We start from the raw sequence: 23,116 nt of genomic DNA, 5'->3' as shown, positions 1-23,116 counted from the left end.
CGTGAAATCTGAACAAAAGAAAACCGGCAGACCCAAGGGCCTGCCGGCGGTTTATCTCTTCTGCCGCTTACTGTCCGCTCGGGGCAGTCGCGGGTGTCTGCGCCGGAGCAGCGGGCGTGGTCGCCTGCGGAGCTGCCGGAGCGGTCTGAGTAGCAGGTGCAGCAGGAGCCGTCGCCGCAGGCGCGGTTTCGGCAGCCGGTGCTGCGGGAGCAGTTGCAGCAGGCGCTGCCGGGGCGGTCGCGGCTGGTGCAGCAGCCGCCGGAGCAGCCTCACCACCGGTCGGAACGCCGTTGCCTGCCGGGGCTGCTGGTGCTGCCGGAGCGGCCGCGCCGTTCTGGCCGCCGAGAGAATCGAGGATGCCCTTGCCCTGGCCACTCGTTGCCGGGATCCGGTTCAGAATATCCGTCGGACGGGCTTCGTAGCGGTTCAGGATGCCGAGACCGAGCGACGTGATGAAAAACAGCGTCGCGAGGATTGCGGTCGTACGGGTCAGCGCATTGGCCGTGCCGCGTGCGGACATGAAGCCCGAACCGCCGCCGATGCCGAGACCGCCGCCTTCCGAACGCTGGATAAGCACGACGCCGACAAGCGCCAGCACGATCATGAGATGAATGACAATCAATACGGTCTGCATGGGTCCAGTCCTGCCCACGCATAGCGGGCATAAAGTAAAATTCTGGCGCTCTTTACATGAGGTAATCCGCTATTCCAAGCCCTTCGGCCCGGAATATACACGGCTCTAAGCAAGCAACGCTTCGTATGCGCCGTAGATGGCGAGGAAATCCGTGGCTTTCAAGCTCGCACCGCCGATCAAGGCACCATCGACATTGGCGACGCCCATCAGCTCCCTGGCGTTGCCGGGCTTGACCGAACCACCATAAAGGATGCGGATCTTCTTGCCGTTGTCGCCAAAGCGGGCGACGAGCTCGGAGCGCATGAAGGCATGTGCCTTCTCCACGTCTTCCACGGTCGGCGTCAGGCCCGTGCCGATCGCCCATACGGGTTCGTAGGCAATCACGGTGTTTTCGGGCGTTGCGGTCTCCGGCACGGAGGCCGAAAGCTGTCGCTTGATGATATCGAGCGTCTGACCGGCCTTGCGCTCGTCGGCCGTCTCGCCGAGGCAGATGATGGCGGTGAGTTCGGCGGCAAAGGCGGCCTCGGCCTTTGCACGAACCAAATGGTCCGTCTCGGCATGGTCGGTGCGGCGCTCAGAGTGACCCGCGATGACGTAGGTGCCGAAGCAATCGGCGATCATCTCGGCGGAGATATCACCTGTATGGGCGCCCGACGGGTTCTGGTGGCAATCCTGCGCGCCGATCGCAAGCGGGCTATCGGTGCAGAGCGCGGTCGCAACATAAAGTAGCGTTGCAGGAGGGCAGATCAGCGCTTCCACCTTCGCGGAGAGTGGGCCTTGAACACCCTCGGCGATCGCCTTGATCTGATCGAGGGAGGCACGCGTGCCGTTCATTTTCCAGTTTCCCGCCACCAGTGGGCGTACGTCAGGGGTCATGCCAGCCATCCAATTTTCATATATTGAGCGGCCTTAGCAAAAGCCTGCGAGAATGAAAAGGTTTTGGACCCTTACGTAAGGGAAATAGGGGCAATTTGGCGCGCAAATGCTTAAAATTTGGCGGCCGTGTTGCCTAAAGGCTGACGTGAGGGGCCGGCGCGCCTACCTCACGAGGCAAGGATCCAGTTCAAGGCCCGGCGCCAGTCGATCATCCGGATCGGCGTGCCGTGGTTGCCTGTCTGGTAGAGTGTGAAATGCGTGGGATAGTTTGCCTTCAAGAGCTTCTCGAAGAGCGCCTGCTGGTCGGTGGCGGCATATACAGGGTCACGGCTGCCATGAGCGAACCAGAGCGGCAGCTTTGACTTGTAGAACGGGCTCTTGGCGAAATCAGGATCGGCGACACCGCTCATGATCACCATGCCTTTCAGCCGCTTCACGCTTTCGGGATCGCGACTGATGCCCCAGCAGATCTGGCTGCCCATCGATGCGCAGGTGAGTATCACCGGCTTTCCCGGCGATTGTTCGCTTGCATAGCGGATCAGCCCCGCGATCGCCGCTACACCGTCGCTGTCGAAAGACTTGACTGATGGCGAGTAGTAGACGCCCCCGTTTCCTGCGACCAGGTTCTTCAGACGGTTGAAGTTGCCGCCGAAGGTGTAGTCGTTGGCGCCGAGACGCCTGTCGCCGTTGCGGCCATGGATGAAGATCACCGTAAATCCCGCCGCGGAAGCCGGTCCCACCCTGGTGACATCGAGCTTGAGGCCGCCAAGCGAAAGGGTCTCGTCCGTCTGGCTCTTGCGCACACCGAGGGAAACATATTTCTGCTGGGTGCGCTTTTCGGGGATCTGATCGCGACCGTTGATATCGCGCATCTCGTCGTATTCGATGACCTCGAAGGCGCCGCCGTCGCCGGTCTGAAGCACTTTTTGTGTGGAAAACAGATCGTCCTTGAATGGCGGCAAAGCGTCCGCAGCCCGGACCTGATCGGTCGCCATCATGAAAAAGGCCGCAATTACGGCGATAATGGTGCAATGACTTGTGGACATTCGCATGTGCATGGTTCCCTGATGCGTCTGGCCGCTTGCCATTCCGCGCCCTGCAACGCAAATCATTTCCTGAGAAAGTCCGTCACATCAGGACGGCGTCGCGTATCGAGATGCTTTCTGGCAAACTTTGCTTGATTCGCAAACGTGACATGAAATGCGGTGATTTTGGGTCAGGCTCAATCTTGAGCGGCTCACCCACGACGAGATGAAGATCTGAACGGCCCCATGGACGATAACAACGACCTCTTTTCCGGATTGCCCCTGACACAAAAGCAGGAGGAGGCACCAAAAGCCAACGAGCCGGCTGCAACGCAAGCCATTGCCGCCTCCGTAGCCCCGCCCCCTGCCCCGGTGTCGCGCCCCGCGCCGGCCAGTTCGACGTCGGAAGACTATGGCGCATCGTCGATCCGCGTTCTCGAAGGCCTCGAGCCGGTTCGCATGCGCCCCGGCATGTACATCGGCGGCACAGACGAAAAGGCCTTGCACCACCTGTTTGCCGAAGTCATCGACAACTCGATGGACGAAGCTGTCGCCGGGCATGCCAACTTCATTGAAGTCCACCTCGATCGCGAAGGCTTCCTGACGGTCAGCGACAACGGCCGCGGCATACCGGTCGAGAACCATCCGCAGGTCCCGGGCAAGTCGACGCTCGAAGTCATCATGACCAAGCTCCATGCCGGCGGTAAGTTCGACGGCAAGGCATACGAAACGTCAGGCGGTCTGCACGGCGTCGGCGTGTCTGTCGTCAACGCGCTCTCCGATGTCCTGGAAGTTGAAGTTGCGCGCAATCGCAAGCTCTATCGCCAGCGTTTCTCGCGCGGCATCCCGCAGGGTGGTCTTGAAGAACTCGGCGACATCCACAATCGGCGCGGCACACGCGTGCGCTTCCATCCCGACCCGCAAATTTTCGGCGACCACGCCAAGTTCGACGCAGGGCGCGTGTTCCGCATGGCCCGTTCGAAGGCCTATCTCTTCGGCGGCGTCGAAATCCGCTGGAGTTGCGACGAAGGCGTTCTGCCGCAGGGCTCGGAGGTTCCTGATAAGGCGGTGTTCCATTTCCCGGGCGGGCTGAAGGACTATCTTCAAGCGACCATGGGCAAGGAATTCACCGTCACCCGCGAAATCTTCGCCGGCAAGACCGAGAAGACCAGCGGCCATGGTTCGCTCGAATGGGCAATCACCTGGTATGGCGGTGATCCGCAGGTTCATTCCTACTGCAATACCATTCCGACGCCCGAGGGCGGCACGCACGAAGCGGGACTGCGCATAGCGCTCACCAAGGGCCTGAAGGCCTACGGTGAACTGACGCAGAACAAGCGCGCGGCGCAGATCACCACCGATGACGTGATGATCTCGGCGGTGGGCATGCTGTCCGTCTTCATTCGCGAGCCGGAGTTCGTCGGCCAGACGAAGGACAAGCTAGCGACGGTCGAGGCGCAGCGTATCGTCGAAAACGCGCTGCGCGATCCCTTCGACCATTATCTCGCCGACAATCCCAATGAGACAGCCAAGCTGCTCGACTGGGTAATCGAGCGCGCCGAAGAACGTCTGCGGCGCCGCAAGGAAAAGGAAGTCAACCGCAAGACGGCTGTGCGCAAGCTGCGCCTTCCCGGCAAGCTTGCCGACTGCGCGCAGAACACGGCGCAGGGTGCTGAACTCTTCATCGTCGAAGGTGACTCGGCTGGCGGCTCCGCCAAGCAGGCGCGCAACCGCGCGAACCAGGCGATTCTTCCGCTTCGCGGCAAGATCCTCAACGTTGCCAGTGCCGGCCGCGAAAAGCTCGGGGCCAACCAGCAGCTCGCCGATCTCGTCCAGGCACTCGGCTGTGGTACCCGGTCGAAATATCGGGAGGAAGACCTCCGCTACGAACGTATCATCGTCATGACCGATGCCGACGTCGACGGCGCCCATATCGCATCGCTGCTGATCACCTTCTTCTATCAGGAGATGCCCGAGCTGGTGCGCGGCGGCCATCTGTTCCTCGCTGTTCCGCCGCTCTACAAGATCACGCAGGGAGCCAAATCCGCCTACGCCCGCGATGACGCGCATCGGCAGGAACTGATGGAAACCGAATTCAAGGGCAAGACCAAGGTCGAAATCAGCCGCTTCAAGGGTCTCGGCGAAATGCTGCCGGCGCAGCTCAAGGAAACCACGATGGACCCGAGCAAGCGCACGATGCTGCGCGTGCTGATCGACGAGGTGGATTTCGAAGGCACGCGAACGGCCGTCGACGACCTCATGGGGACGAAGCCGGAAGCGCGCTTCCGCTTCATCCAGGATCGCGCGGCCTTCGCCGAGAACCTCGATATCTGAGGTTCAGCCGAGCTTTACTTCGATCACGGTCTTCACCGAATTGGCGAGGAAGCAGAGTTCGTGTGCCTCGTGGTGCATGGCCTCTTCGACCTCCCTGCCCGGCGCGTCGCCGGAATAGGTGACGCGCGGTCGCAGCTCCACGCGGCTTACCATCGTCCTTCCGTCGACCTCCTCCATCAGGCCGATTGCATCATCGACGTAGCTGTCGATTCCGATGCGCTTCCTGGAGGCCAGCCAGAGATAAAAGAGCATATGGCAGCTTGAGAGTGCTGCCACATAGGCCTCCTCGGGATCGACATTCTCCGCGACCGCGTAAGGCAACGGAACATTGTGTGGCGACGCGGAAGCCGGGATGCTCAAGCCGCCGCCGAACGTCCATTCGTGCCCACGGCTGTAGCGCCCATGAAGGAAGTCGTCGTCGCCTCGCATCCAGGCCACGCGTGCAGAAAAACTCGTCATCGTCATTATCCCTCGCGCGTCAGCCGCGCTGTTGTCTGTTGCAGATGTCGCGAGAGCGCCGAGGCCGCCTCGTCCGGGTCCCTCCGTTCGCATGCCGCGATGATGTCGCCATGCTCGGCGTAGAGGATGGCACGATCGTCGGAGCCTTTTGGCTGACGCGTATAGGCTCGCCGCGATTCGCGGCGCAGTTCCTCGATCATGCTGAGGAGTCTGGCGTTTGCGCAGCGGCCATAGAGTGCTGTGTGAAAGGCGATGTCGAGTTCCTCCAGCACAGACGGATCCTCCTCCTCGACAAGGTCCTCGTTCAGGCGCCTCGCCTTGCGCAGATCGCTGTCGGTCAGTGCCGGCATCGACGCGCGCAGTGCGGCGGTCTCCAGGGCCGCGCGGATTTCGGCAAGCTCGCGAGCCTCTTCGCCATTCAAACCCAATACCGCAAGGCTTCTGTCCGGACGACGGCGCAGCAAGCCGATGGCAAGCAGTCGGTCCAGCGCCTGGCGCACAGGTTGGCGGCTGACGCCGAAACGCTCGGCGAGTACTTCCTGTTTCAGAACGGTCCCTGCGGGAAGGAGCCCGCTTTCGATCTCCTGTCGGAGTTCGGCGATGATCATATTTGTATCCATGGATCCAAACTATATGGATAGTTTGGGCTTGGCAACAATCCGGAAGGATTTCTGTCTTATTGATTGCAGAAAGCGCGGGTATGAAGCCTAGTGTGGATATGTCGGGGGCGACAGCGAAGGCTCAGGCTCGCATAAATTGGCGGCTGTGCTTGCGTGGCGTGTGCGCATGACCCATATCCATAGGAAACAATACGGGGGAAAAAGACGACGTGAGCCTTCCGACCAACAATGTCCAGAGAGAGTCACGGTGGCTCGGGCCATCCACTCCTGCGCGCACGCCTCTGATCCCCTCGATCTCCGCCGCGCGTTGGCTCCTGATCCTTGTCGTCGCGGCAGGCGTCTATTTCTTCTACGGCTTCCTCGTCCCGGTGCTGGCGGCGCTGGTCATCGGCTTTGCAAGCTGGCCGCTCTATCGACGGCTGCTCAGCAACGTCGGCGGCAACACGACTGTCGCCGCGACCATTGCGATTCTCCTGATCGTCACCTTCCTCGTGATCCCGATCGTTCTGGCGGTGAGCTACACCACCGGCGAGGTGCGCGAATGGGTCGCGTGGCTGATCCACGCCAACCGGTTTGGCGCCCCCACGCCGCAATGGATCCTCGCCCTGCCCTTTGCCGGCCCCTATCTCGATGAATTGTGGACCAAGTACATCGGCAGCCCTGGAACCATGGGCGAGGTCATACAGGCCGTCAGCGGTGCTCATATCGGCAATATCTATCGCGCGGTGCTCGCCGCAGGCGGCGGTGCGTTCCACCTGCTGCTGACGCTGCTGTTCATGCTGATCGCGCTGTTCTTCGTCTATCGCGACGGATCGTCCTTTTCCGGCCAGATCGATATGCTCGGCGAACGTATCCTGCCCAATCGATGGGAGCGGATCTCTCGCGTCGTGCCGGCGACGATCAGTTCCACCGTCATGGGTATGACGCTGATCGCAATCGGCGAAGGTATCGTGCTGGGCGTCGCCTATTGGATCGCGGGCGTGCCCTCGCCCGTGACGCTCGGTGTGCTGACGGGCATCATGGCGCTAATTCCTGGCGGCGCGCCGCTGTCGTTTACGTTGGTCTCGATCTATCTCGCCGCCAGCGGCTCTCACGTCGCCGGCATTGGTCTCTTCGTTTGGGGAACGGTCGAACTCTTCATCGTCGACAAGACGCTGCGCCCGAAGCTCGTCGGCGGCCCGATCAAGCTACCTTTCCTGCCCACCTTCTTCGGCCTGATCGGCGGCGTAAAAACGATGGGGTTCCTCGGGCTGTTCATCGGGCCTGTCCTGATGGCGCTTCTGGTCGCCATCTGGCGCGAATGGATGCATGAGGTCCGCAACTCCGACAAGGGCGAGATCGGCCCGCAAGTCATGATCGACGAGCCGGCGCCGGCGCCCCCACGCGCGGCGGACGGCTGATCAGACGATCCGCTTTTCCATGAAAAGGCTGAGCGGGTCGGGTAAATAGCTGCCAAACGGCTCGATCTCGATATAGCCGTACTTGCGATAGAGACCGATCGCTTCCGGCTGGTAGATACCGGTTTCCAGCTGCACGGCCGTCAGTTGCTTCTCGCCAGCGAGAGCCTCCAGTGCATTCATCAGCTTGCTTGCAACCTTGAGGCCACGGGCCTCAGGATCGACAAACATGCGCTTGATTTCGGCTGTACCGTCTCCGGCTTCAACCAGCGCACAGCACCCGACGACCTCGTCGCCATTGCGGGCCACAAAAAAGCTGACCGTGGGCTTCTCCAGGGTGGAGAGATCAACGAGGTGGTTGCTTTCCGGGGGATAGAGCGATTGTGCGTAAGCGTCCGACAATTCAAGCAGGCGGACGACGCCGTCCTGGCGCGGCGATTCGAGAGTGATCGTAACGGACACTGGATTTCCTGTCTCTGCACTTGGCGCGGCGTCGCCGCATGACGAAAAGTTAATGCAGCAGCCTTCTTTCGGTTGAAATTGCTGCCTCTAACGGAATCCATAGATTCAATATCGTAAAGGCGCGACCATGCAAGCTGTTCTCATTGCAATGACAATTCTCGGGTGCAACGACTCGGTGACACAGTGCAACTATGTCGCCACCGTCGAAAAGCACTGGGAAACCGTTGCGATGTGCGACGCCGAGTCTGAAACGCAGCTGAAGCATTACACCAATATCAGCTATCCGACCGTGATAGCCGTCTGCGAACCGCCAAAGCCCGCCGCCCCTCCGGCAGCGCCCGAGATTGCATCGGTGCCCACTCCGGCACCGACGCCTGCGCAAGCACCAACCGATTCGACTGCTGAAAGCGGCGTCTCCAGCTTTGCAGACAGGATCGCAACCAAAGTGCGGTCACATCTGCCTTCTGGTCATGCGATGAAATCGGCGCTTGCCACGCCGGTACACTTCGTCTCGGGAGGTTACTCGTGGGTCGTGAAGCGACTGGCTGACTAGGCGGCAGCTAGGGCCGTCAGATGTGCATAGCCGCGAGCGGATTGCCGCTGCTCGGCTATGTGAAGCTTCTCGACCATATCGAGCAATTCCCGTACAGCTCCGTGTGCGCTATCGCGATTGCGGAAGTTTTCGAGAAGACGGCCACAGACATTGGCAAGCATTGTTCCCGATGCCTTTCTGGTGGCATCTCGCCAGAGCAGCGTCGCCTCGACGAAGATGACGCTGATCTCGCGAGCAAGCCCGGCGCTTTCGTAGAGCGCGCGGACCGCATGGACACGGCCGGTCGCCAGGATGGACCGGGCGCGGCGTTCATCGCAGCCTGTAAGATTGACGATGGCGCCTGCAAAGAACTCCACCTTGCCGGCGCAAAGCGCATGCATCAGGAACGACGGCGTCAACCGGCCGTTTGCGCGCAGATGCTCCACCAGACCGGCGACCTCGCGTGGTGCGATCTCGCCTGCGATGGAAACGATCGCGGTTTCCGTGGCCTCCCGGGCGATGCGACGAAGGCGATCCACGCCGATCGTCACCTGCGCCAGCGGAAGACTGACCAATGCGTCGCTGATATGCTGGGTCAACAACTGCCGCGCGTCAGCAGGAAGATCGGGGCGCTCGAGGAGGATGTTGCGGATATCGCAGCAATCACCAAGACGATCGGCGATCCGCTTCAGCGAAGCGGGAGCGATCGCCGCACCCTCGTTCTCCAAGAGGCAGAGAACGTCTTCATCTTCGCCGATTTCCGCCAAGGCGGCCGAGACCGGACGCGAAACAACGGCGCGAGCGGCAATCAACATGCGGGTAATGGCATTGCCGCGCGCTGCGAGATCGACAAGATCGGAGTCCGACAGCAGCGGCGAGCAGGTAACGGCGTGGCAGGCGATTTCCGGCTGGTCACCTGCCAGTGACAGGATGACCGCACGCGGGGCCTCCGGCGACCATGCGATCGCCTCAGCCAGCGCAAGGCGCACCTTCGGTGATGGATCATCAAGCAGGAAGGTCATCGCCATCTCGGCCGCATTGCGCTCATCGACCGACATTTCAGACTGAAGATAGGCTCTGCCGAGGGCGTTTGCCGCCCGCGCCCTGTCTCCGGCCTTGGCGGTCTCAACCCAACGAAGAAATGCCTCTACGATCACCGCGAACCCCAATTCTCAAACGCGATTCCTTCGCGTTCCAGTCGTTGAGAATTACGGTAGCCGCAAAAAGTTTATGATTGGTTCACCATATCCATTAACGCCTTCCGGCAGCGCTGTCAGACCTGAGGCCGGAACATTTCGAAGACTTCGCTGCCCTCGCTGTAATCCATATAGCCCATGCGGGCCACCGGGCGGGCCAGCGCCATGTCTAGGCGACCATCGCGAACAATCGCTTCATCGATGTGGATGCCGACCACCTGGCCGAAGACCATGACGTTCTCCGACGGTTCGCCGGATAGCGACTTCGGCTCGATGATCTCCGTCACCTTGCACTCCAGCACGGCAAAGGCTTCGGCAACGTAGGGAGCGTCCACCAACTCCCCTTGCCTCGACGTCAGCCCGGAAAGCGCGAACTCGTCGACGCCGTAGGGTACGGCCGCCGACGAGATGTTCATCTGCTCGGCCAAGTTGCGGCTGACGAAATTGCAGGTGAATTCGCCCGTTTCAGCCGCATTTCGCTGGCTGTGCTTGCGGCCGGCCGACGAGAACATCACCAGCTTCGGCCGGTCCGAGATCGCGTTGAAGAAGGAATAGGGTGCGAGGTTGATCGACCCATCCTTGCCCTTGCTGCCGATCCAACCGATCGGACGAGGCGAGACGATCGCCTTGAAGGGATCGTGCGCCAGGCCGTGCTTATTGGTGTCCGTCGGATAAAACATCAGTCGTCCCCGCCGACCCAGCTGACGGTCTGCGACAACTCCGGACGGGGGCGCTCGATTGGGGGAACCGTCGTCGAACCGATATGAATGAAGCCGGCAACCTTTTCGCCCGGCTGGACGCCAAGCAGCGGATAGGCGCGCTCATTGTAGGCGTACCATTCCGTCAGCCAGTTAGCGACCCAACCATTGGCATTCGCGGAAAAGATGATGTTGAGGCACAGAGCACCGGCCGACATCAGCTGTTCCCATTCGGGAATCTTGACGTGCGGAGCAGCCGTACTGACAACGGCAACGACAACGGGCGCGCGGGTCAGACGGGCGCGTTCCACCTGGATCATTTCGTCTGACAGGTCAGGCTTGATTTCCAGTGCGAGTTTCAGCAGTTCTTCGCTGATGCGCTTACGCTCTTCGCCGCGGTAGACGATGAAGCGCCAAGGCGCCAGCTTGCCATGGTCAGGGACACGCGACGCAAGGCGCAGAATTTCCTCGATCTCTGCCTTCTCCGGCCCTGGTTCGCACATCTGGAAGGCGGGAATGGAGCGGCGGACGCCAAGGTAGTCGATAAGCTTGATATCGGATCTCATACAGAAGAAACTTTCATTTTCATCACAGTATCGGGGATGGGTCTTGAATTTGCCATCGCGTTGGTCTTGAAGTGGCCTCTGTGATTTCAGATGTCAATTGGTTCACAAAACACATGCTCGGCATTTTGCCTTACGCGCGCATGAGCCTTGTTGCCGCCCTCGTCGCTCTGACGCCCCTGGGCGCTGGTGCGCAGGACGCCTTCAAGGACTTCAAGCAGCTCGACACGACGGCAAAGATGCCGAAACTCAATGCCTTCATTGCCCCGGGCGAAGCACCGGCAGGCTCGAAGCTGCATGAAGTCCAGCTTGAAGCGAAACTGACCGCCAATGGCGATCCAGTTGCTGACGGCCTGTCCTGGTATGTGTTCAGTCCGATTGCCGGCACCGACGGCAAATTGCCGTTGATCGCCAGCTCGCAGGGTGGCTCGGCGGACTTCCAGCTCGCTCCCGGTGACTACTTCGTCAACGTGTCCTTCGGCCGCGCCGGGGTGACGCGAAAGCTGACCGTGGCCGATAGCGGCCAGGTCGACAAGCAGACGATGGTGCTCGAGGCCGGCGGCCTGCTCCTCAACGCCGTTTCAGGCACGGACATGCGGATCCGCCCCGATCAGTTGAGCTTCTCGATCTACTCTGCCGAAGTGCGCGAGGACGGCGAGCGCGGATTGGTCATGGCGGATGTGCCGCCCAACACGGTCGTGCGGCTCAACGCCGGCACCTACCACATCGTGTCGGAGTATGGCGACATCAACGCGTCGATCCGGGCCGACATCCAGGTCGAGGCCGGCAAGCTCACCGAAGCGACGATCCAGCACAAGGCGGCGCAAATCACGTTCAAGCTGGTTTCCGACCACGGCGGTGAAGCGATCGCGGACACGGCATGGTCCATCCTGACGGCAGCGGGCGACAGCGTCGGCGAAAGCGTCAGCGCCTTCCCGACGATGGTGCTTGCCGAGGGCGAATATTCAGCCGTCGCGCGCAACAAGGACAAGATCTACCAGCAGGACTTCAAGGTCGAGGCGGGCAAGAATACCGACGTCGAAGTCCTGATGAAGGACGCCCAGGCTGACGAACCGGCTGCCGCCGCCAAGACCGTCCAACAGCTACCGCCTGAACAGGCCGAGCAATCCGGCCAAAGCGGCGCACAGGCGCCTCTGCCCTCTTATGATCAGCTGCAGGACGGCGGGACGAACGGAGCGGACGCTGACTGAGGATTACCGCCCAGCGGCGAGCCTTGAATCAAAAAGCCCGGCCTGACGGCCGGGCTTTTCTGTTTGTCGTAGGGACAAAAGCAACGGCCGCCGTCAGGCAGCCTTCGCCTTTTTGGCTTCGGCCTTGCGGCGGACGTCAGGCGGCGTTGCTTCAAGCGACAGGCTCGCGATCGCTTCGTCGAGCGACATCGAGGTCTGTTCCTGGCTACCGAGGCGGCGGATGTTGACCGTGCGCTCCTCGGCTTCCTTCTTGCCGCAGACGATGATCACAGGAACCTTCGTGACCGAGTGTTCGCGGACCTTGTAGTTGATCTTCTCGTTGCGGAAGTCGGTCGAGACGTTCAGACCGGCTTCGCGCAGTGCTTCGGCCACCTCGGCACCGTAGCCGTCGGCCTCGGACGTGATGGTCGCCACGACGACCTGTTGAGGTGCGATCCAGAGCGGCATGTGGCCGGCGAAGTTCTCGATCAGAATACCGAGGAAACGCTCCATCGAGCCGCAGATGGCGCGATGGATCATCACCGGCTGCGTCTTTTCGGAGTTGCTGTCGATGTAGAAGGCACCGAAGCGTTCCGGCAGGTTGAAGTCGACCTGGGTCGTACCGCACTGCCATTCACGTCCGATCGCGTCCTTCAGCGTATATTCGAACTTCGGTCCGTAGAACGCGCCCTCGCCCGGCAGGATGCCGGTCTTGATGCGTCCGCCGGACTGCTCCTCGATCGTCTTCAGCACGTCCATCATCACGCTTTCGGCGCGATCCCAGAGCGCATCGGTGCCAACGCGTTTGTCCGGGCGGGTCGAGAGCTTGACGACGATCTCGCTGAAACCGAAGTCCTCATAGACCGACAGGATCAGGTCGTTGATGCGCAAGCACTCGGTCGCCATCTGCTCGTCGGTGCAGAAGACGTGGGCATCATCCTGCGTGAAGCCGCGTACACGCATCAGGCCGTGCAGCGCGCCCGAGGCTTCGTAGCGATGCACCGTACCGAACTCTGCGAGACGGATCGGCAGCTCGCGATAGGACTTCAGGCCGTGCTTGAAGATCTGCACGTGACCCGGGCAGTTCATCGGCTTCAGCGCGAAGACGCGGTTGTCGGCTTCCTTGTCGTCGGGATGCGTGAAGGCATAGGCCGACTTCACCGCGAACATGTTTTCCTGGTACCAGCCCCAGTGGCCCGAAGTTTCCCACAGCGAGGAATCGAGCACCTGCGGCGCGTTCACCTCTTCATAGGTGCCGGCGAGACGACGGCGCATGTAGGAGGTCAGCGTCTGGAACATGCGCCAGCCCTTGCCGTGCCAGAAGACGACGCCGGGGCCTTCTTCCTGGAAATGGAACAGGTCCATTTCGCGGCCGAGCTTGCGGTGGTCGCGCTTCTCTGCCTCGGCGAGAATGTGCAGGTAGTTGTCCAGCTCCGACTGCTCGGCGAAGGCGGTGCCATAGATGCGCGAGAGCATGGCGTTGTTGCTGTCGCCACGCCAATAGGCGCCGGCAACCTTCATCAACTTGAAGGCCGTGCCGATCTGGCCGGTGGACGCCATGTGCGGCCCACGGCAAAGGTCGAACCATTCGCCCTGATTGTAGATCTTCAGATCCTGGCCGGCGGGAATCGCGTCTACCAGCTCGACCTTGTAGCTCTCACCCTTGGCAGCAAAGACTTCCTTCGCCTTCTCGCGCGACCAAACCTGTTTGGTGAAGGGCGCGTTGCGGGCGATGATCTCCTTCATCTTCTTTTCGATCTTCGGCAGATCTTCGGGCGTGAAGGGCTCGTTCTTGGCGAAATCGTAGTAGAAGCCGTTCTCGATCACCGGACCGATCGTGACCTGCGTGCCGGGCCATAGCTCCTGCACGGCTTCCGCCATCACGTGGGCAGCGTCATGCCGGATCAGCTCCAGCGCGCGGCCGTCATTGCGGGTGATGATTTCGATCTTGCCGTCGACGACTGGATCGGAAAGGTCGCGTACCGTACCGTCGATCGCAATGGCGACAGCCTTCTTGGCAAGCGACTTCGAAATGGATTCGGCGACATCCTTACCGGTTGCGCCAGCATCGTAGCTGCGCACGGAACCATCGGGAAATGTCAGGGAAACGGATTGGGACATCTAGAATTCTCCTTGTCCAGTCCCGCCAACGAATGCGGGTGGTTGCAAATGAAGCGCTTCGTCCGCACGAACGCGCCGCCGCCTGATAGCCAGATTTGGTCGTTTAGTAAAGGAAAAGACGGCTCAGCCGAGCATTTCGGCAAGGCCGCGAACGGTATTCCAGTTCCGCAACGTGCCAACGCCCATGCGCTTTGTGGTGAGCGCCGAGAGCAGTTTCCATTCACTCGGCTTGCCCGCGAAATCGATCCACAGGTCACCGTCGACAATCGCGAGTCGCTGGCTGGGGGCCGCGTAGGATCGCAGCGCCTCGAGCGCTGCCGGCACGAGCGGCTTACGCATGACGCGCAGAATGACCTGGCTTCCCTCACCATCGGGAAACGGATTGCCGGCAGCGACCTTGCGCCAATCCTCAGCACGTCGAACCATGATATCGACTGCCTTGCCAAAGCGCGCCTGGAAGTGTGCCTCGAGCTTTGCCTCGATGTCACCTATCAGTGTCTTCGGCCCTTCGAAGACGATATTGCCGGTAGAGACCAACGTGCGTGGGTGGCGATAACCGGCTGCCTCCACCATGTCGCGGAGATCGGACATCACGACGCGCCGGCCAGGCGCCAGAACGATACTGTGGAGCAATGCAACGTAGGCGGTCACGCCGTCTTCCGGCCAAAGGCGAGGTAGCGCCAGGGCGTCCACCAGTGAAAGCTGCCGCCCAGCGTCTCCGGCACCGGATCCAGACCGCTTGTGCCGCCCGGTCCGCACCGCCCGACGCGAAACAACGTCATCCAGCCGCCGGCCCACAGACCATGGCGCGCGATGGCCTCATAGCCATACTCGGAACAGGTCGGCACATGCCGGCAGGAATTGCCGACGAAGCCGGAGAGCGTCAGCTGGTACAGCCTGATGAATGCCATGCCGAGCAGCCGGTCTGGCGTCTTGCGAAACGGGCCTCGGTAGTTGCGTGAAAAGCCGGCCTGCTTTTTGGGAGGAGCAGTGGCGGCACCGCCCTCGTCCTCGTCATCATGGCCTGGAATGGAACAGAATTGACACATGGCCGGCGCCGCTCATGCTTCCACGGCTTCGGCGCGGCTCGCCTCTATCTGGCCGATCGCATCGACGACAGCATCGAAGGTCAGCATGGTCGAAGCGTGGCGGGCCTTGTAGTCCTTGACAGGACGCAGATAGCGCATGTCCTCGAACCGGCCTTCCGGGCCTTCCCCATCGGCCTTAAGCATGGCGAGCATGTCTTCGCGCGCCTTGCGCACTTCGGCGGCCTTTGCGCCGACAACATGCCGCGCCATCACCGACGACGATGCCTGGCCGAGGGCGCAGGCCTTCACATCATGGGCGAACGCGGTGATGGTGTCACCGTCCATCTTCACCCAGATCTTCACCTTCGAGCCGCAAAGTTTCGAATGCGCCTGGGCGCTCGCGTCGGCATCGGGCAAACTGCCGATCAGCGGAATATTGCCCGCAAATTCGAGGATTTTGCTGTTGTAGATATCGTCCATCGCGGATTCCGCTCCCGAATTCATGCGGATCGGCATGCAATTCCCGTATTGTAGCACAAACAAAAACACAGCGTGTCGTGCGAGAAGACTTACATAGGGATGCCGTTTTCCTATATGTATGTCGTTCGAAGGCCATAAAAATGCAATGGCCTCGTGTAAGTTTGATTGGGAAACCGTGCCGGAAGGGCCGCAAATCAAGCCCTGAAAGCCCCGGAGCCTGCCAAAGGTGCATGAATTCCCGTAAGTGGGATTGCCAGTGGCTAGTCCGAAATACGATCCGCCGTGCGGATCAGGAGACAGTTGCATATGGACGCCATCGTAAAGAATTTTCCGCAGACCGCGCTTGATTCCGGCCGCCCGAGCCAGAAGGAAGCGGAAGACGCAGTTCGTACCCTGCTTCGCTGGGCAGGCGACGATCCGTCGCGTGAAGGCTTGCTCGATACTCCGTCGCGCGTCGCCAAATCCTATCGTGAGCTGTTCGCCGGCTACGATATGGATCCTGAAGACGTACTCGGCCGGACGTTCGAAGAAGTCGCCGGCTACGACGACATGGTGCTCGTGAGGGATATTCCATTCTTCTCGCATTGCGAACATCACATGGTCCCAATCATCGGGAAGGCGCATGTCGCCTACATGCCGGATGGCAAGGTACTGGGCCTGTCGAAGATCGCCCGCGTGGTCGAAATCTACGGCCGTCGCCTGCAAACGCAGGAAACGATGACCGCGCAGATCGCCAGAGCGATCGACGAAACGCTTGCGCCGCGCGGCGTTGCGGTGATGATCGAGGCCGAACACATGTGCATGGCGATGCGCGGTGTTCAAAAACAGGGCTCGACCACATTGACGACTACTTTTACTGGAAGCTTCAAAACTGAGCCGGCTGACCAAGCCCGCTTCATGTCCATGGTGAGGAGCCGCTGATCCCGGCTTCGCTTTAGAAAGCCGCAAGTATGCCCTTTGCCTTCAACGCACCGTCCGACGACAAATCCGAGTTGGAGGATGCTGGCGATTTCACGCCGCGGTTCGATGACCGCGGCCTGATTACAGCGATCGTCACGGACGCGCATGACGGCGAACTGCTGATGGTGGCGCACATGAACGCGCAAGCGCTGGCGCTGACCATACAGACGAAAAAGGCACACTACTTCAGCCGCTCGCGAGGCAAGCTCTGGATCAAGGGCGAGACTTCAGGCAACATCCAGACGGTCAAGGAAATCCGAACCGATTGCGACCAGGATGCCATCTGGCTGAAGGTCGAGGTTGCCGGTCACGACGCCACCTGCCACACCGGCCGGCGCTCCTGCTTCTACAGGACCGTCAATCTCGAGGACGGCAAGCCGATGCTGGAGATCGCCGACGACGAGCGTCAGTTCGATCCGCATGAAATTTACGGAAAAGAGCCATAAAAACGAAAAACCGTCTCTTTTTGGGGCGAAATCGGCGCCCATATACCAATTGGAAAGGGAAACGGAACACTAATATACTGACCTGAGTGTTCCGCCAGGAGGGAGGCTTTTCATGTTGAGCTGGAGTTTGAACCGTCAAAGCTCCGAGGCCGGCATTTCCGACCCGAGCAATCCGGCTTCTCCAGACGTGAAAACCCTGCCTCCGACAATTCCTGCTGCCAAAAGACCAAAGCTTGCGCTCGCGCTTGGCGGTGGTGCCGCGCGCGGATGGGCCCATATCGGCGTCCTGCGTGCGCTTGACGAGGCCGGGATCGAGATCGGCATGGTGGCAGGCACGTCGATCGGCGCTCTTGTTGGTGGCTGCTATCTCGCTGGCAAGCTCGACGAACTCGAGGGTTTCGCCCGTTCGTTGACGATGCGCCGCATTGCCAGCCTCCTGGATCTGACGATCGGCGGAAGCGGCCTGTTCGGCGGCATGCGCCTCACGAAGCGAATGCAGGAACATCTTGAAGGGCTGAACGTCGAGGATCTTGACCGCCCTTTCGTCGCGGTCGCCGCCGAGGTCAACACCGGACATGAAGTCTGGATCGCCAGCGGCTCGCTCATCACGGCGCTTCGCGCCTCATACGCCCTTCCCGGCATCTTCGAACCGATCCGTAGCAATCACCGCACCCTTGTGGACGGCGCGCTCGTAAATCCTGTTCCGGTGTCGGTTTGTCGCGCCTACGAACAGCCGCTGGTCGTTGCAGTCAACTTGAATTACGACCTCTACGGCCGCTCAGCCGTCGTCCGTCACAGCGCCAGCCTGAGCCCGTCCGAAGTCCAGAAGCAGGAGCACGCGCCTTATGCCAAGCTCGGCATGACCGGCGTCATGGTGCAGGCGTTCAATATCATTCAGGACAGGATCGCCAGGGCAAGGCTCGCGGGCGACCCCCCGGATATATCCGTACAGCCGCGTCTTAGCGATATCGGGCTCTCGGAGTTTCACCGGGCCGGAGAAGCCATCGAACGTGGTTACGAAGAGACAAAGGCTCGTCTCCCCGAGTTGCAGCGAATGCAGGACGTGTTCGCCGGCTCGTGACGAGCCGGCGCAAGGTCAGCCCGCGATATAAGCCTTGATCTCTTCGGTTTCCCGCTCGACTTCAGCGATACGGGTCTTCACCACGTCACCGATGGAGATAATGCCGGCAAGCTTACCGTTCACTTCGACCGGGACGTGACGGAAGCGACGGCTGGTCATCAATTCCATGAGTTCATTCACCGTCGTCGCGTCGTTGCAGCGGTAGACCTTCGCCGTCATCATCGACGCCACAGGCTGGTCGAGACAGGCAGGACCTGCCTTGGCGATCGCGTGCACGACATCGCGCTCCGTGAATATCCCGGCGATCTTGTTCTCCATTCCCACCACAACGATGGCGCCGATCTTTTTCTTGGTGAGAATCGCGGCAGCCTCGGAAACCGTCGTGTTCGGGCTGGCAGTGACAACATCCCTGCCCTTTGCATCCAGTATGGCTTTGACTGTATTGGACATTTTGAACCTCCTATGTCGAAAGCGAAACATGTCAGCTGATCACAGGCATCCGCAGCGGCCTCTCCTCCCTTCGCGGATCAGTTCGAATGGTGCACTCCAACGGCTAAGATTGCAATATATCCGATGTCTCTAAGGTAGGTGGCATTTCCGGCGGTTTCCGGTCGAACAGGGCAAAGAGAAAGAAGCCGAAAACGAAGCCGCCGATATGTGCATCCCAGGCGATCGGCTGGGCACTGTCGCCAATCAGCGGTACCCCGACGGCAATGAGGATGTTGCCGACAAACCAGAACAGCATGAACATCACGACCGTTCGACTGCGGAATGCTTCGCCGATCGAAAGACGCCGATTGAGGTGAGCGGGCAGCGGCGTCCGCCTCTCGGGCGGAAACGCGAACCTGCAGGCCGCTCCCATCAAACCGGAGACCACGCCGGACGCACCGATCAACAGTGTCGGAGCGCCCCAGTTCAATGCGGCATGCAGCGCCGCGGATGCAATTGCCGACAACAGCCAGAAGATGAGGTAGCGAGCCGTACCAATCCGGCGGGCGACCGGCGCGCCGAATGCCATGAGCCAGAGGCCGTTGAACAGGAGGTGTTCGAGGCCGCCATGCAGCAGAGAATAGGAAACAGGCGTCCAGAACAGCTGCGGTCCCTGCTGCGATAGCGGCGTGACGTAACGCAGGGGAATGAAGCCGAAGTTGAAGAACATCCACTCGACCGCCTGATCCGACAGCACGAAGAGCTGCACGGCATAGATTGCCGCAAGCAGCCCCAGTGAAGCCAGTACCACACCCGGCAGGTTGAATATGGGAATACGCGGCGGTGGAGGCTCCGTGACCATCTGCGCCTCTGTGGAATCGTCCATCTCTGCCCCCGCTTTATTCAGGACCACACGCTTACAGGAGCGCCGGCCAAAAAAAAAGCCGTCCGGCGAGGAGCCGAACGGCCTGCCGAGCATGCCCCGAGAATGACCTCGTGCTCGAGCAATTGGTGCTGAACTTCCAGAGCGGAAGTCGTGAATAATTCCTCGCACGTTCCTCGGCCCCACTCAATCGAAACCCTTTTTTAACCTTAACCATTCCCGCGTGGCACGAAAAACGCATGGCATACAGCGACATGGTCATGATGACCGTGGTTCGACCCAAAATGAAACAGATCGGCATCGGCATGCGCCTCAAGACGACAATCGACGTTTTCGACTATTGGAACCTCATCCGAGGCGCGGATGCGGCCCCGTTACGATCGGCAATCGAGCCGACGCATATTGGTCACTTCCTGTCGAGCCTGTTCATGCTGGAAGCGCATGAATCCGGCACCGTCTTCCGCCTTGCGGGAAGCCGCATCTGCGACCTTTTCGGCCGGGATCTCGGCGGCAGCCAGTTTTCCCAGCTCTGGCCGCACTGCCACCAGGACATCGAGATGACCGCGCTTGGCGTCATGCAACATGCAATGCCGGCCTTGCTCAATGTGACGGGCTACAGTGCGGCCGGGCACTCGGCTGCCTTCGAAATCATCCTGCTGCCGTTACGCTCGAACGAGAGCGAATGCGATCGGGTGCTCGGCGCCATCGCATCGTCGGTCGCCGCGAGCTGGCTTGAAATCGTGCCTCTCGAGTTCTTTGCCCTGGACCGCAGCCGGTTGCTTCATGAGCAGTTCGGGCCGCAATCGGATACTGTTAACCAGGAGCCGACGGCTGCAGCGACCGGCCAACGCCCTCCATCCATCAGCGAGACCCTTCGGAGCTTTGCCACTGACGCAAGCCGGATGTTCCACTTCAATACAACCAATACGCATCGCAGTGGACTAAGCTGAACAACCTTCTGTTAATGGATTGCGGGTAAAGATCATTCGCAAACGATTTATGAAGAAGCCCTTTAATGTTCGCATTCCAGCAAGCTCAGCCGCAGCGGACTGCACCTCGCCCGGAACAAGGCGCTTTTCAGCGCGTGCCCATCAATATGCAGGGCCGCCTTATGCTGGCGAACTACGAAGAGTATGAGTGCCTGGTAATCGACATGTCTCCTGGCGACATGTACGTGACGTGCCAGGGTCGTCCGCGCGCCAATGAGCGCGTCGTTGCCTACATCGACCATCTCGGACGCGTCGAGGGCTACGTCCAGGCGATTGATACCCGCGGCTTCACGATGTCGATCAACGCAACCGAGCGCAAACGCGAGAAGCTCGCTGCGCAGCTGACATGGCTGGCGAACAAGCACGAACTCGGCCTCCCAGAGGATCGGCGTCACGATCGTTTGACGCCACGCGAGACGCTGACGGAAATGACTCTCGAAGACGGTAGCCGTTACAACTGCCGGATTATGGACTTGTCTCTCTCCGGGGCTGCGGTCGATGTCGAAATGCGTCCGCCGATCGGCACGCCCCTGCGGCTTGGGAATATGCGAGGACGCGTGGTCCGTCACTTCGTCGAAGGTGTGGCTATCGAATTCCTCTCCGTGCAATCCCGCGAGACTCTGCGCGAGTTCCTCTGATTTTCGTCATTGCGGCGTCACGCGACTGATCCATATGGGTCGCTCGCAATGAAAGGCCGTCGCATGTCCGTGCTCTATCCCGAAATCGAGCCTTATGAGAAAGGCGCTCTCGACGTCGGCGACGAGCAGCAGATCTATTGGGAGGCCTACGGCAATCCCCACGGTCTGCCGGCGCTCTATCTTCACGGCGGGCCGGGATCGGGCTCAACTCCCGCATCCGCGCGATATTTCAATCCCGAGCGATACCGCATTGTTCTCTTCGATCAGCGTAATTGTGGCAAAAGCCTCCCCTCTGCAGCCGACCTGAAAACCGACCTGACCAGAAACACAACCTGGGATCTGGTTGATGACATCGAGAAACTCCGGCAGCATCTCGGCATCGAAAGCTGGCTGTTGTTCGGCACCTCGTGGGGCTCGACGCTCGCCCTTACCTACGCCCAAGCAAGACCGGAACACGTCAGCGCCATCGTGCTTGGCGGCGTCACGATGACGCGACCATCCGAGATCGCGTGGCTGACACATGGGATGGCCGGCTTGTTTCCGGAGGAATGGAATCGCCTTCTCTCCGCGCTTCCCGACAAACTTCGCCAGGCAGGCCTGCTTGAAGGGTATCGCACGCTGCTGAATGCGCCTGAGATGGATACCCGCCTGAAGGCTGCTCGAGACTGGCACGACTGGGAGGCAGCTTCTATTCTTCTTGCCGACCCGAACGGCCTTCCTCGTCGCTGGAGCAACCCGACCTATCTGCTGGCCCGCGCGCGGATCATCGTTCACTACTTCGCTCACAACGCATGGCTCGACGATGGCGCATTGCTGTCGGGCGTCGACAAGCTGCGGGGCATCCCCGGCGTTCTTGTGCAAGGCAGGCTCGATCTCGAGGCACCCCTGACAACAGCCTGGGAGCTTGCAAGAGCATGGCCCGGAAGCCAGCTCGTGATCGTTGAAAAGGCCGCGCACTCCGTCGCAAATCAGGACATTGCCCGGGCAATCGTCAGTGCGACCGATATTTTTTCTGAAACTCTTCAAAAATAATCGCGCCGCTCGACCGTCGAAAATTGGGCTTTTTCCGAGCCACCCCGCATCAAGTCGGCTGCCATCGGCCGGAGGGCGCAGGGGCTGCGATGGTTAAGCACTCATTACGCCCAACCTCAAAACGTGTCGCCTGTTAACGTTCTGTGCCGGAATGAGACCTTTTCAATCCTGGTATCTTTTCAAAATAGCTGCAATTTGAACTAAGTTTTCGGCAAATGCGCATCAAGTTTTATGCGCATTCGATTTTGTTTTTAGTCGAAATGTCCGCGCATTTGAATCAACTAAGCCTTTAATTTAACTACGCAATTTTGCGGCAGGTAAAAACGTGTGTGGCAATGTCTCCTCACAAACGGGGAGACAAAAATGGCAATCGGGACATTCATCAAAGGCGGCTTGGCAGCCGGCGCGATACTGGTGACAATCGTGGGCGACGGACAGGCGAACTCTCTCAGCATGACGGTCGTCGGCAATGCTAGCCCACCGATCGGCGCCTATCAGTTCTGCAAGGAGATTCCGGCAGACTGCGCAAATCCGGCGGGCGACCAGGGCGTACTGACGCTGACGGAAGATCGTTGGAAAACCATTCTCAAGATCAACTATCAGGTCAACTCGACGATTACGCCGATGACCGACAAGGAAATCTACGGTGTCGAAGAGCGCTGGGCCTATCCGCAAACGGCCGGCGACTGTGAAGATTATGCGCTTCTCAAGCGCAAGCTCCTGATCAATGCAGGCTTCTCGCCATCCGACCTGCTGATGACCGTCGTCCTGCAACCGAATGGCGAAGGCCACGCTGTGCTGACCGTTCGCACGGATCGCGGGGATTTCATCCTCGACAACATGCGCAACAAGGTCATGCTGTGGGCCGATACGGAATACACCTTCCTGAAGCGTCAATCCGCCAGCGATCCGACTCGCTGGTCCAAGCTCCAGGACGGTCGCGCTGTTGCCGTGGGTAGCGTGAAGTAAATACCGACCGCCAGCTGCCACTGGCGGACGTGCAAGGCGCCTTGGTTCGTGTGTCCCCGCATCCCGTTCCTACC

Annotated in this window: 26 protein-coding genes; 11 read left to right on the top strand and 15 right to left on the bottom strand. The window is 60.3% G+C overall.

The window, feature by feature from the left end; all coding sequences use genetic code 11:
* Window positions 1–67 precede the first annotated feature (67 nt).
* The 3 genes from secG to QTL94_RS18700 all read right to left on the bottom strand — a co-directional run bounded on the left by secG (window position 68) and on the right by QTL94_RS18700 (window position 2,562).
* Window positions 68–634, bottom strand: coding sequence for a preprotein translocase subunit SecG (secG, locus tag QTL94_RS18710; RefSeq protein WP_065691302.1), 567 nt, complete (start codon window positions 632–634; stop codon window positions 68–70).
* Window positions 635–739: 105 nt separating this feature from the next.
* Window positions 740–1,510, bottom strand: coding sequence for a triose-phosphate isomerase (tpiA, locus tag QTL94_RS18705; RefSeq protein ID WP_289802820.1), 771 nt, complete (start codon window positions 1,508–1,510; stop codon window positions 740–742).
* A 167-nt stretch (window positions 1,511–1,677) separates the two neighbouring features.
* Window positions 1,678–2,562, bottom strand: coding sequence for a dienelactone hydrolase family protein (locus QTL94_RS18700; protein ID WP_289802819.1), 885 nt, complete (start codon window positions 2,560–2,562; stop codon window positions 1,678–1,680).
* Between the two features lie 219 nt (window positions 2,563–2,781).
* Here QTL94_RS18700 and parE point away from each other — a divergent pair, with 219 nt between their 5' ends.
* A complete protein-coding gene (parE, locus tag QTL94_RS18695; protein WP_289802818.1) occupies window positions 2,782–4,869 on the top strand; it encodes a DNA topoisomerase IV subunit B in 2,088 nt (695 codons plus the stop codon).
* 3 nt (window positions 4,870–4,872) lie between these two features.
* Here the strand turns inward: parE and QTL94_RS18690 are convergent, their stop codons facing one another.
* Complete coding sequence (locus QTL94_RS18690) at window positions 4,873–5,328, bottom strand: OsmC family protein (protein WP_289802817.1); 456 nt, start codon at window positions 5,326–5,328, stop codon at window positions 4,873–4,875.
* A 5-nt stretch (window positions 5,329–5,333) separates the two neighbouring features.
* Window positions 5,334–5,936 (bottom strand): GntR family transcriptional regulator, encoded by a 603-nt coding sequence (locus QTL94_RS18685; RefSeq protein WP_289802816.1) that lies wholly within the window; start codon window positions 5,934–5,936, stop codon window positions 5,334–5,336.
* Between the two features lie 221 nt (window positions 5,937–6,157).
* Between QTL94_RS18685 and QTL94_RS18680 the strand changes: the two genes are divergently transcribed.
* Window positions 6,158–7,348 (top strand): AI-2E family transporter, encoded by a 1,191-nt coding sequence (locus QTL94_RS18680; RefSeq protein WP_289802815.1) that lies wholly within the window; start codon window positions 6,158–6,160, stop codon window positions 7,346–7,348.
* On the opposite strand, the gene QTL94_RS18675 is transcribed toward QTL94_RS18680, so the two are convergent.
* Window positions 7,349–7,807, bottom strand: coding sequence for a GNAT family N-acetyltransferase (locus QTL94_RS18675; protein ID WP_289802814.1), 459 nt, complete (start codon window positions 7,805–7,807; stop codon window positions 7,349–7,351). It abuts the gene before it with no gap.
* A gap of 127 nt (window positions 7,808–7,934) precedes the next feature.
* On the opposite strand from QTL94_RS18675, the gene QTL94_RS18670 reads away from it, so the two are divergent.
* Window positions 7,935–8,360 (top strand): hypothetical protein, encoded by a 426-nt coding sequence (locus tag QTL94_RS18670; protein WP_289802813.1) that lies wholly within the window; start codon window positions 7,935–7,937, stop codon window positions 8,358–8,360.
* Here QTL94_RS18670 and QTL94_RS18665 read toward each other — a convergent pair.
* The 3 genes from QTL94_RS18665 to QTL94_RS18655 form a co-directional block, all read right to left on the bottom strand.
* Complete coding sequence (locus QTL94_RS18665) at window positions 8,357–9,496, bottom strand: DUF2336 domain-containing protein (protein WP_289802812.1); 1,140 nt, start codon at window positions 9,494–9,496, stop codon at window positions 8,357–8,359. The genes QTL94_RS18670 and QTL94_RS18665 overlap by 4 nt on opposite strands.
* Before the next feature lie 116 nt (window positions 9,497–9,612).
* The gene (locus QTL94_RS18660; RefSeq protein WP_289802811.1) at window positions 9,613–10,215 is read right to left on the bottom strand and encodes a flavin reductase family protein; all 603 of its coding nucleotides are present in this window, start codon (window positions 10,213–10,215) and stop codon (window positions 9,613–9,615) included.
* Window positions 10,215–10,799, bottom strand: coding sequence for a nitroreductase family protein (locus QTL94_RS18655; protein WP_289802810.1), 585 nt, complete (start codon window positions 10,797–10,799; stop codon window positions 10,215–10,217). The genes QTL94_RS18660 and QTL94_RS18655 overlap by 1 nt, the downstream gene beginning before the upstream one ends.
* 113 nt (window positions 10,800–10,912) lie before the next feature.
* On the opposite strand from QTL94_RS18655, the gene QTL94_RS18650 reads away from it, so the two are divergent.
* Window positions 10,913–12,007, top strand: a complete 1,095-nt coding sequence (locus tag QTL94_RS18650; protein WP_289802809.1) for an RgsD C-terminal domain-containing protein — start codon at window positions 10,913–10,915, stop codon at window positions 12,005–12,007.
* Between the two features lie 93 nt (window positions 12,008–12,100).
* Here QTL94_RS18650 and thrS read toward each other — a convergent pair whose 3' ends face one another.
* From thrS to QTL94_RS18630, 4 genes are all read right to left on the bottom strand, one after another.
* Window positions 12,101–14,107: a threonine--tRNA ligase gene (gene thrS, locus QTL94_RS18645; RefSeq protein ID WP_289802808.1), complete on the bottom strand. Its 2,007-nt coding sequence runs from the start codon at window positions 14,105–14,107 to the stop codon at window positions 12,101–12,103.
* 123 nt (window positions 14,108–14,230) lie between these two features.
* A complete protein-coding gene (locus QTL94_RS18640) occupies window positions 14,231–14,758 on the bottom strand; it encodes a DUF1697 domain-containing protein (protein WP_289802807.1) in 528 nt (175 codons plus the stop codon).
* Window positions 14,755–15,156: a membrane protein insertion efficiency factor YidD gene (gene yidD, locus QTL94_RS18635; RefSeq protein ID WP_289802806.1), complete on the bottom strand. Its 402-nt coding sequence runs from the start codon at window positions 15,154–15,156 to the stop codon at window positions 14,755–14,757. Before yidD ends, QTL94_RS18640 begins: the two co-directional genes overlap by 4 nt.
* Before the next feature lie 12 nt (window positions 15,157–15,168).
* Entirely contained in the window at window positions 15,169–15,615 is a 447-nt protein-coding gene (locus QTL94_RS18630; protein WP_113522960.1) for an iron-sulfur cluster assembly scaffold protein, read from the bottom strand.
* A 306-nt stretch (window positions 15,616–15,921) separates the two neighbouring features.
* Here QTL94_RS18630 and folE point away from each other — a divergent pair, with 306 nt between their 5' ends.
* The 3 genes from folE to QTL94_RS18615 all read left to right on the top strand — a co-directional run bounded on the left by folE (window position 15,922) and on the right by QTL94_RS18615 (window position 18,102).
* A complete protein-coding gene (gene folE / locus QTL94_RS18625) occupies window positions 15,922–16,536 on the top strand; it encodes a GTP cyclohydrolase I FolE (RefSeq protein WP_113522945.1) in 615 nt (204 codons plus the stop codon).
* A gap of 29 nt (window positions 16,537–16,565) precedes the next feature.
* The gene (gene hisI / locus QTL94_RS18620; protein WP_113522944.1) at window positions 16,566–17,021 is read left to right on the top strand and encodes a phosphoribosyl-AMP cyclohydrolase; all 456 of its coding nucleotides are present in this window, start codon (window positions 16,566–16,568) and stop codon (window positions 17,019–17,021) included.
* A gap of 112 nt (window positions 17,022–17,133) precedes the next feature.
* Window positions 17,134–18,102, top strand: coding sequence for a patatin-like phospholipase family protein (locus QTL94_RS18615; RefSeq protein ID WP_289802805.1), 969 nt, complete (start codon window positions 17,134–17,136; stop codon window positions 18,100–18,102).
* Window positions 18,103–18,117: 15 nt separating this feature from the next.
* Here the strand turns inward: QTL94_RS18615 and QTL94_RS18610 are convergent, their stop codons facing one another.
* Window positions 18,118–18,552, bottom strand: a complete 435-nt coding sequence (locus tag QTL94_RS18610; RefSeq protein WP_065691317.1) for a CBS domain-containing protein — start codon at window positions 18,550–18,552, stop codon at window positions 18,118–18,120.
* Window positions 18,553–18,655: 103 nt separating this feature from the next.
* The gene (locus QTL94_RS18605) at window positions 18,656–19,438 is read right to left on the bottom strand and encodes a rhomboid family intramembrane serine protease (protein ID WP_502944156.1); all 783 of its coding nucleotides are present in this window, start codon (window positions 19,436–19,438) and stop codon (window positions 18,656–18,658) included.
* A gap of 281 nt (window positions 19,439–19,719) precedes the next feature.
* Here QTL94_RS18605 and QTL94_RS18600 point away from each other — a divergent pair, with 281 nt between their 5' ends.
* The 4 genes from QTL94_RS18600 to QTL94_RS18585 all read left to right on the top strand — a co-directional run bounded on the left by QTL94_RS18600 (window position 19,720) and on the right by QTL94_RS18585 (window position 23,042).
* Complete coding sequence (locus QTL94_RS18600; protein ID WP_289802878.1) at window positions 19,720–20,364, top strand: PAS domain-containing protein; 645 nt, start codon at window positions 19,720–19,722, stop codon at window positions 20,362–20,364.
* A 65-nt stretch (window positions 20,365–20,429) separates the two neighbouring features.
* Window positions 20,430–21,041 carry a PilZ domain-containing protein gene (locus QTL94_RS18595; protein ID WP_289802803.1) on the top strand — a complete coding sequence of 204 codons (612 nt, stop codon included), beginning with the start codon at window positions 20,430–20,432 and terminating at the stop codon, window positions 21,039–21,041.
* A 63-nt stretch (window positions 21,042–21,104) separates the two neighbouring features.
* Window positions 21,105–22,073: a prolyl aminopeptidase gene (gene pip / locus QTL94_RS18590; protein ID WP_289802877.1), complete on the top strand. Its 969-nt coding sequence runs from the start codon at window positions 21,105–21,107 to the stop codon at window positions 22,071–22,073.
* A gap of 363 nt (window positions 22,074–22,436) precedes the next feature.
* Window positions 22,437–23,042 (top strand): transglutaminase-like cysteine peptidase, encoded by a 606-nt coding sequence (locus tag QTL94_RS18585; RefSeq protein WP_065691321.1) that lies wholly within the window; start codon window positions 22,437–22,439, stop codon window positions 23,040–23,042.
* Window positions 23,043–23,116: the final 74 nt, after the last annotated feature.

It is taken from the genome of Rhizobium sp. S96 (assembly GCF_030382195.1).
GTDB lineage: Bacteria > Pseudomonadota > Alphaproteobacteria > Rhizobiales > Rhizobiaceae > Rhizobium.
This window is presented reverse-complemented; position numbering and strand designations above follow the sequence as displayed.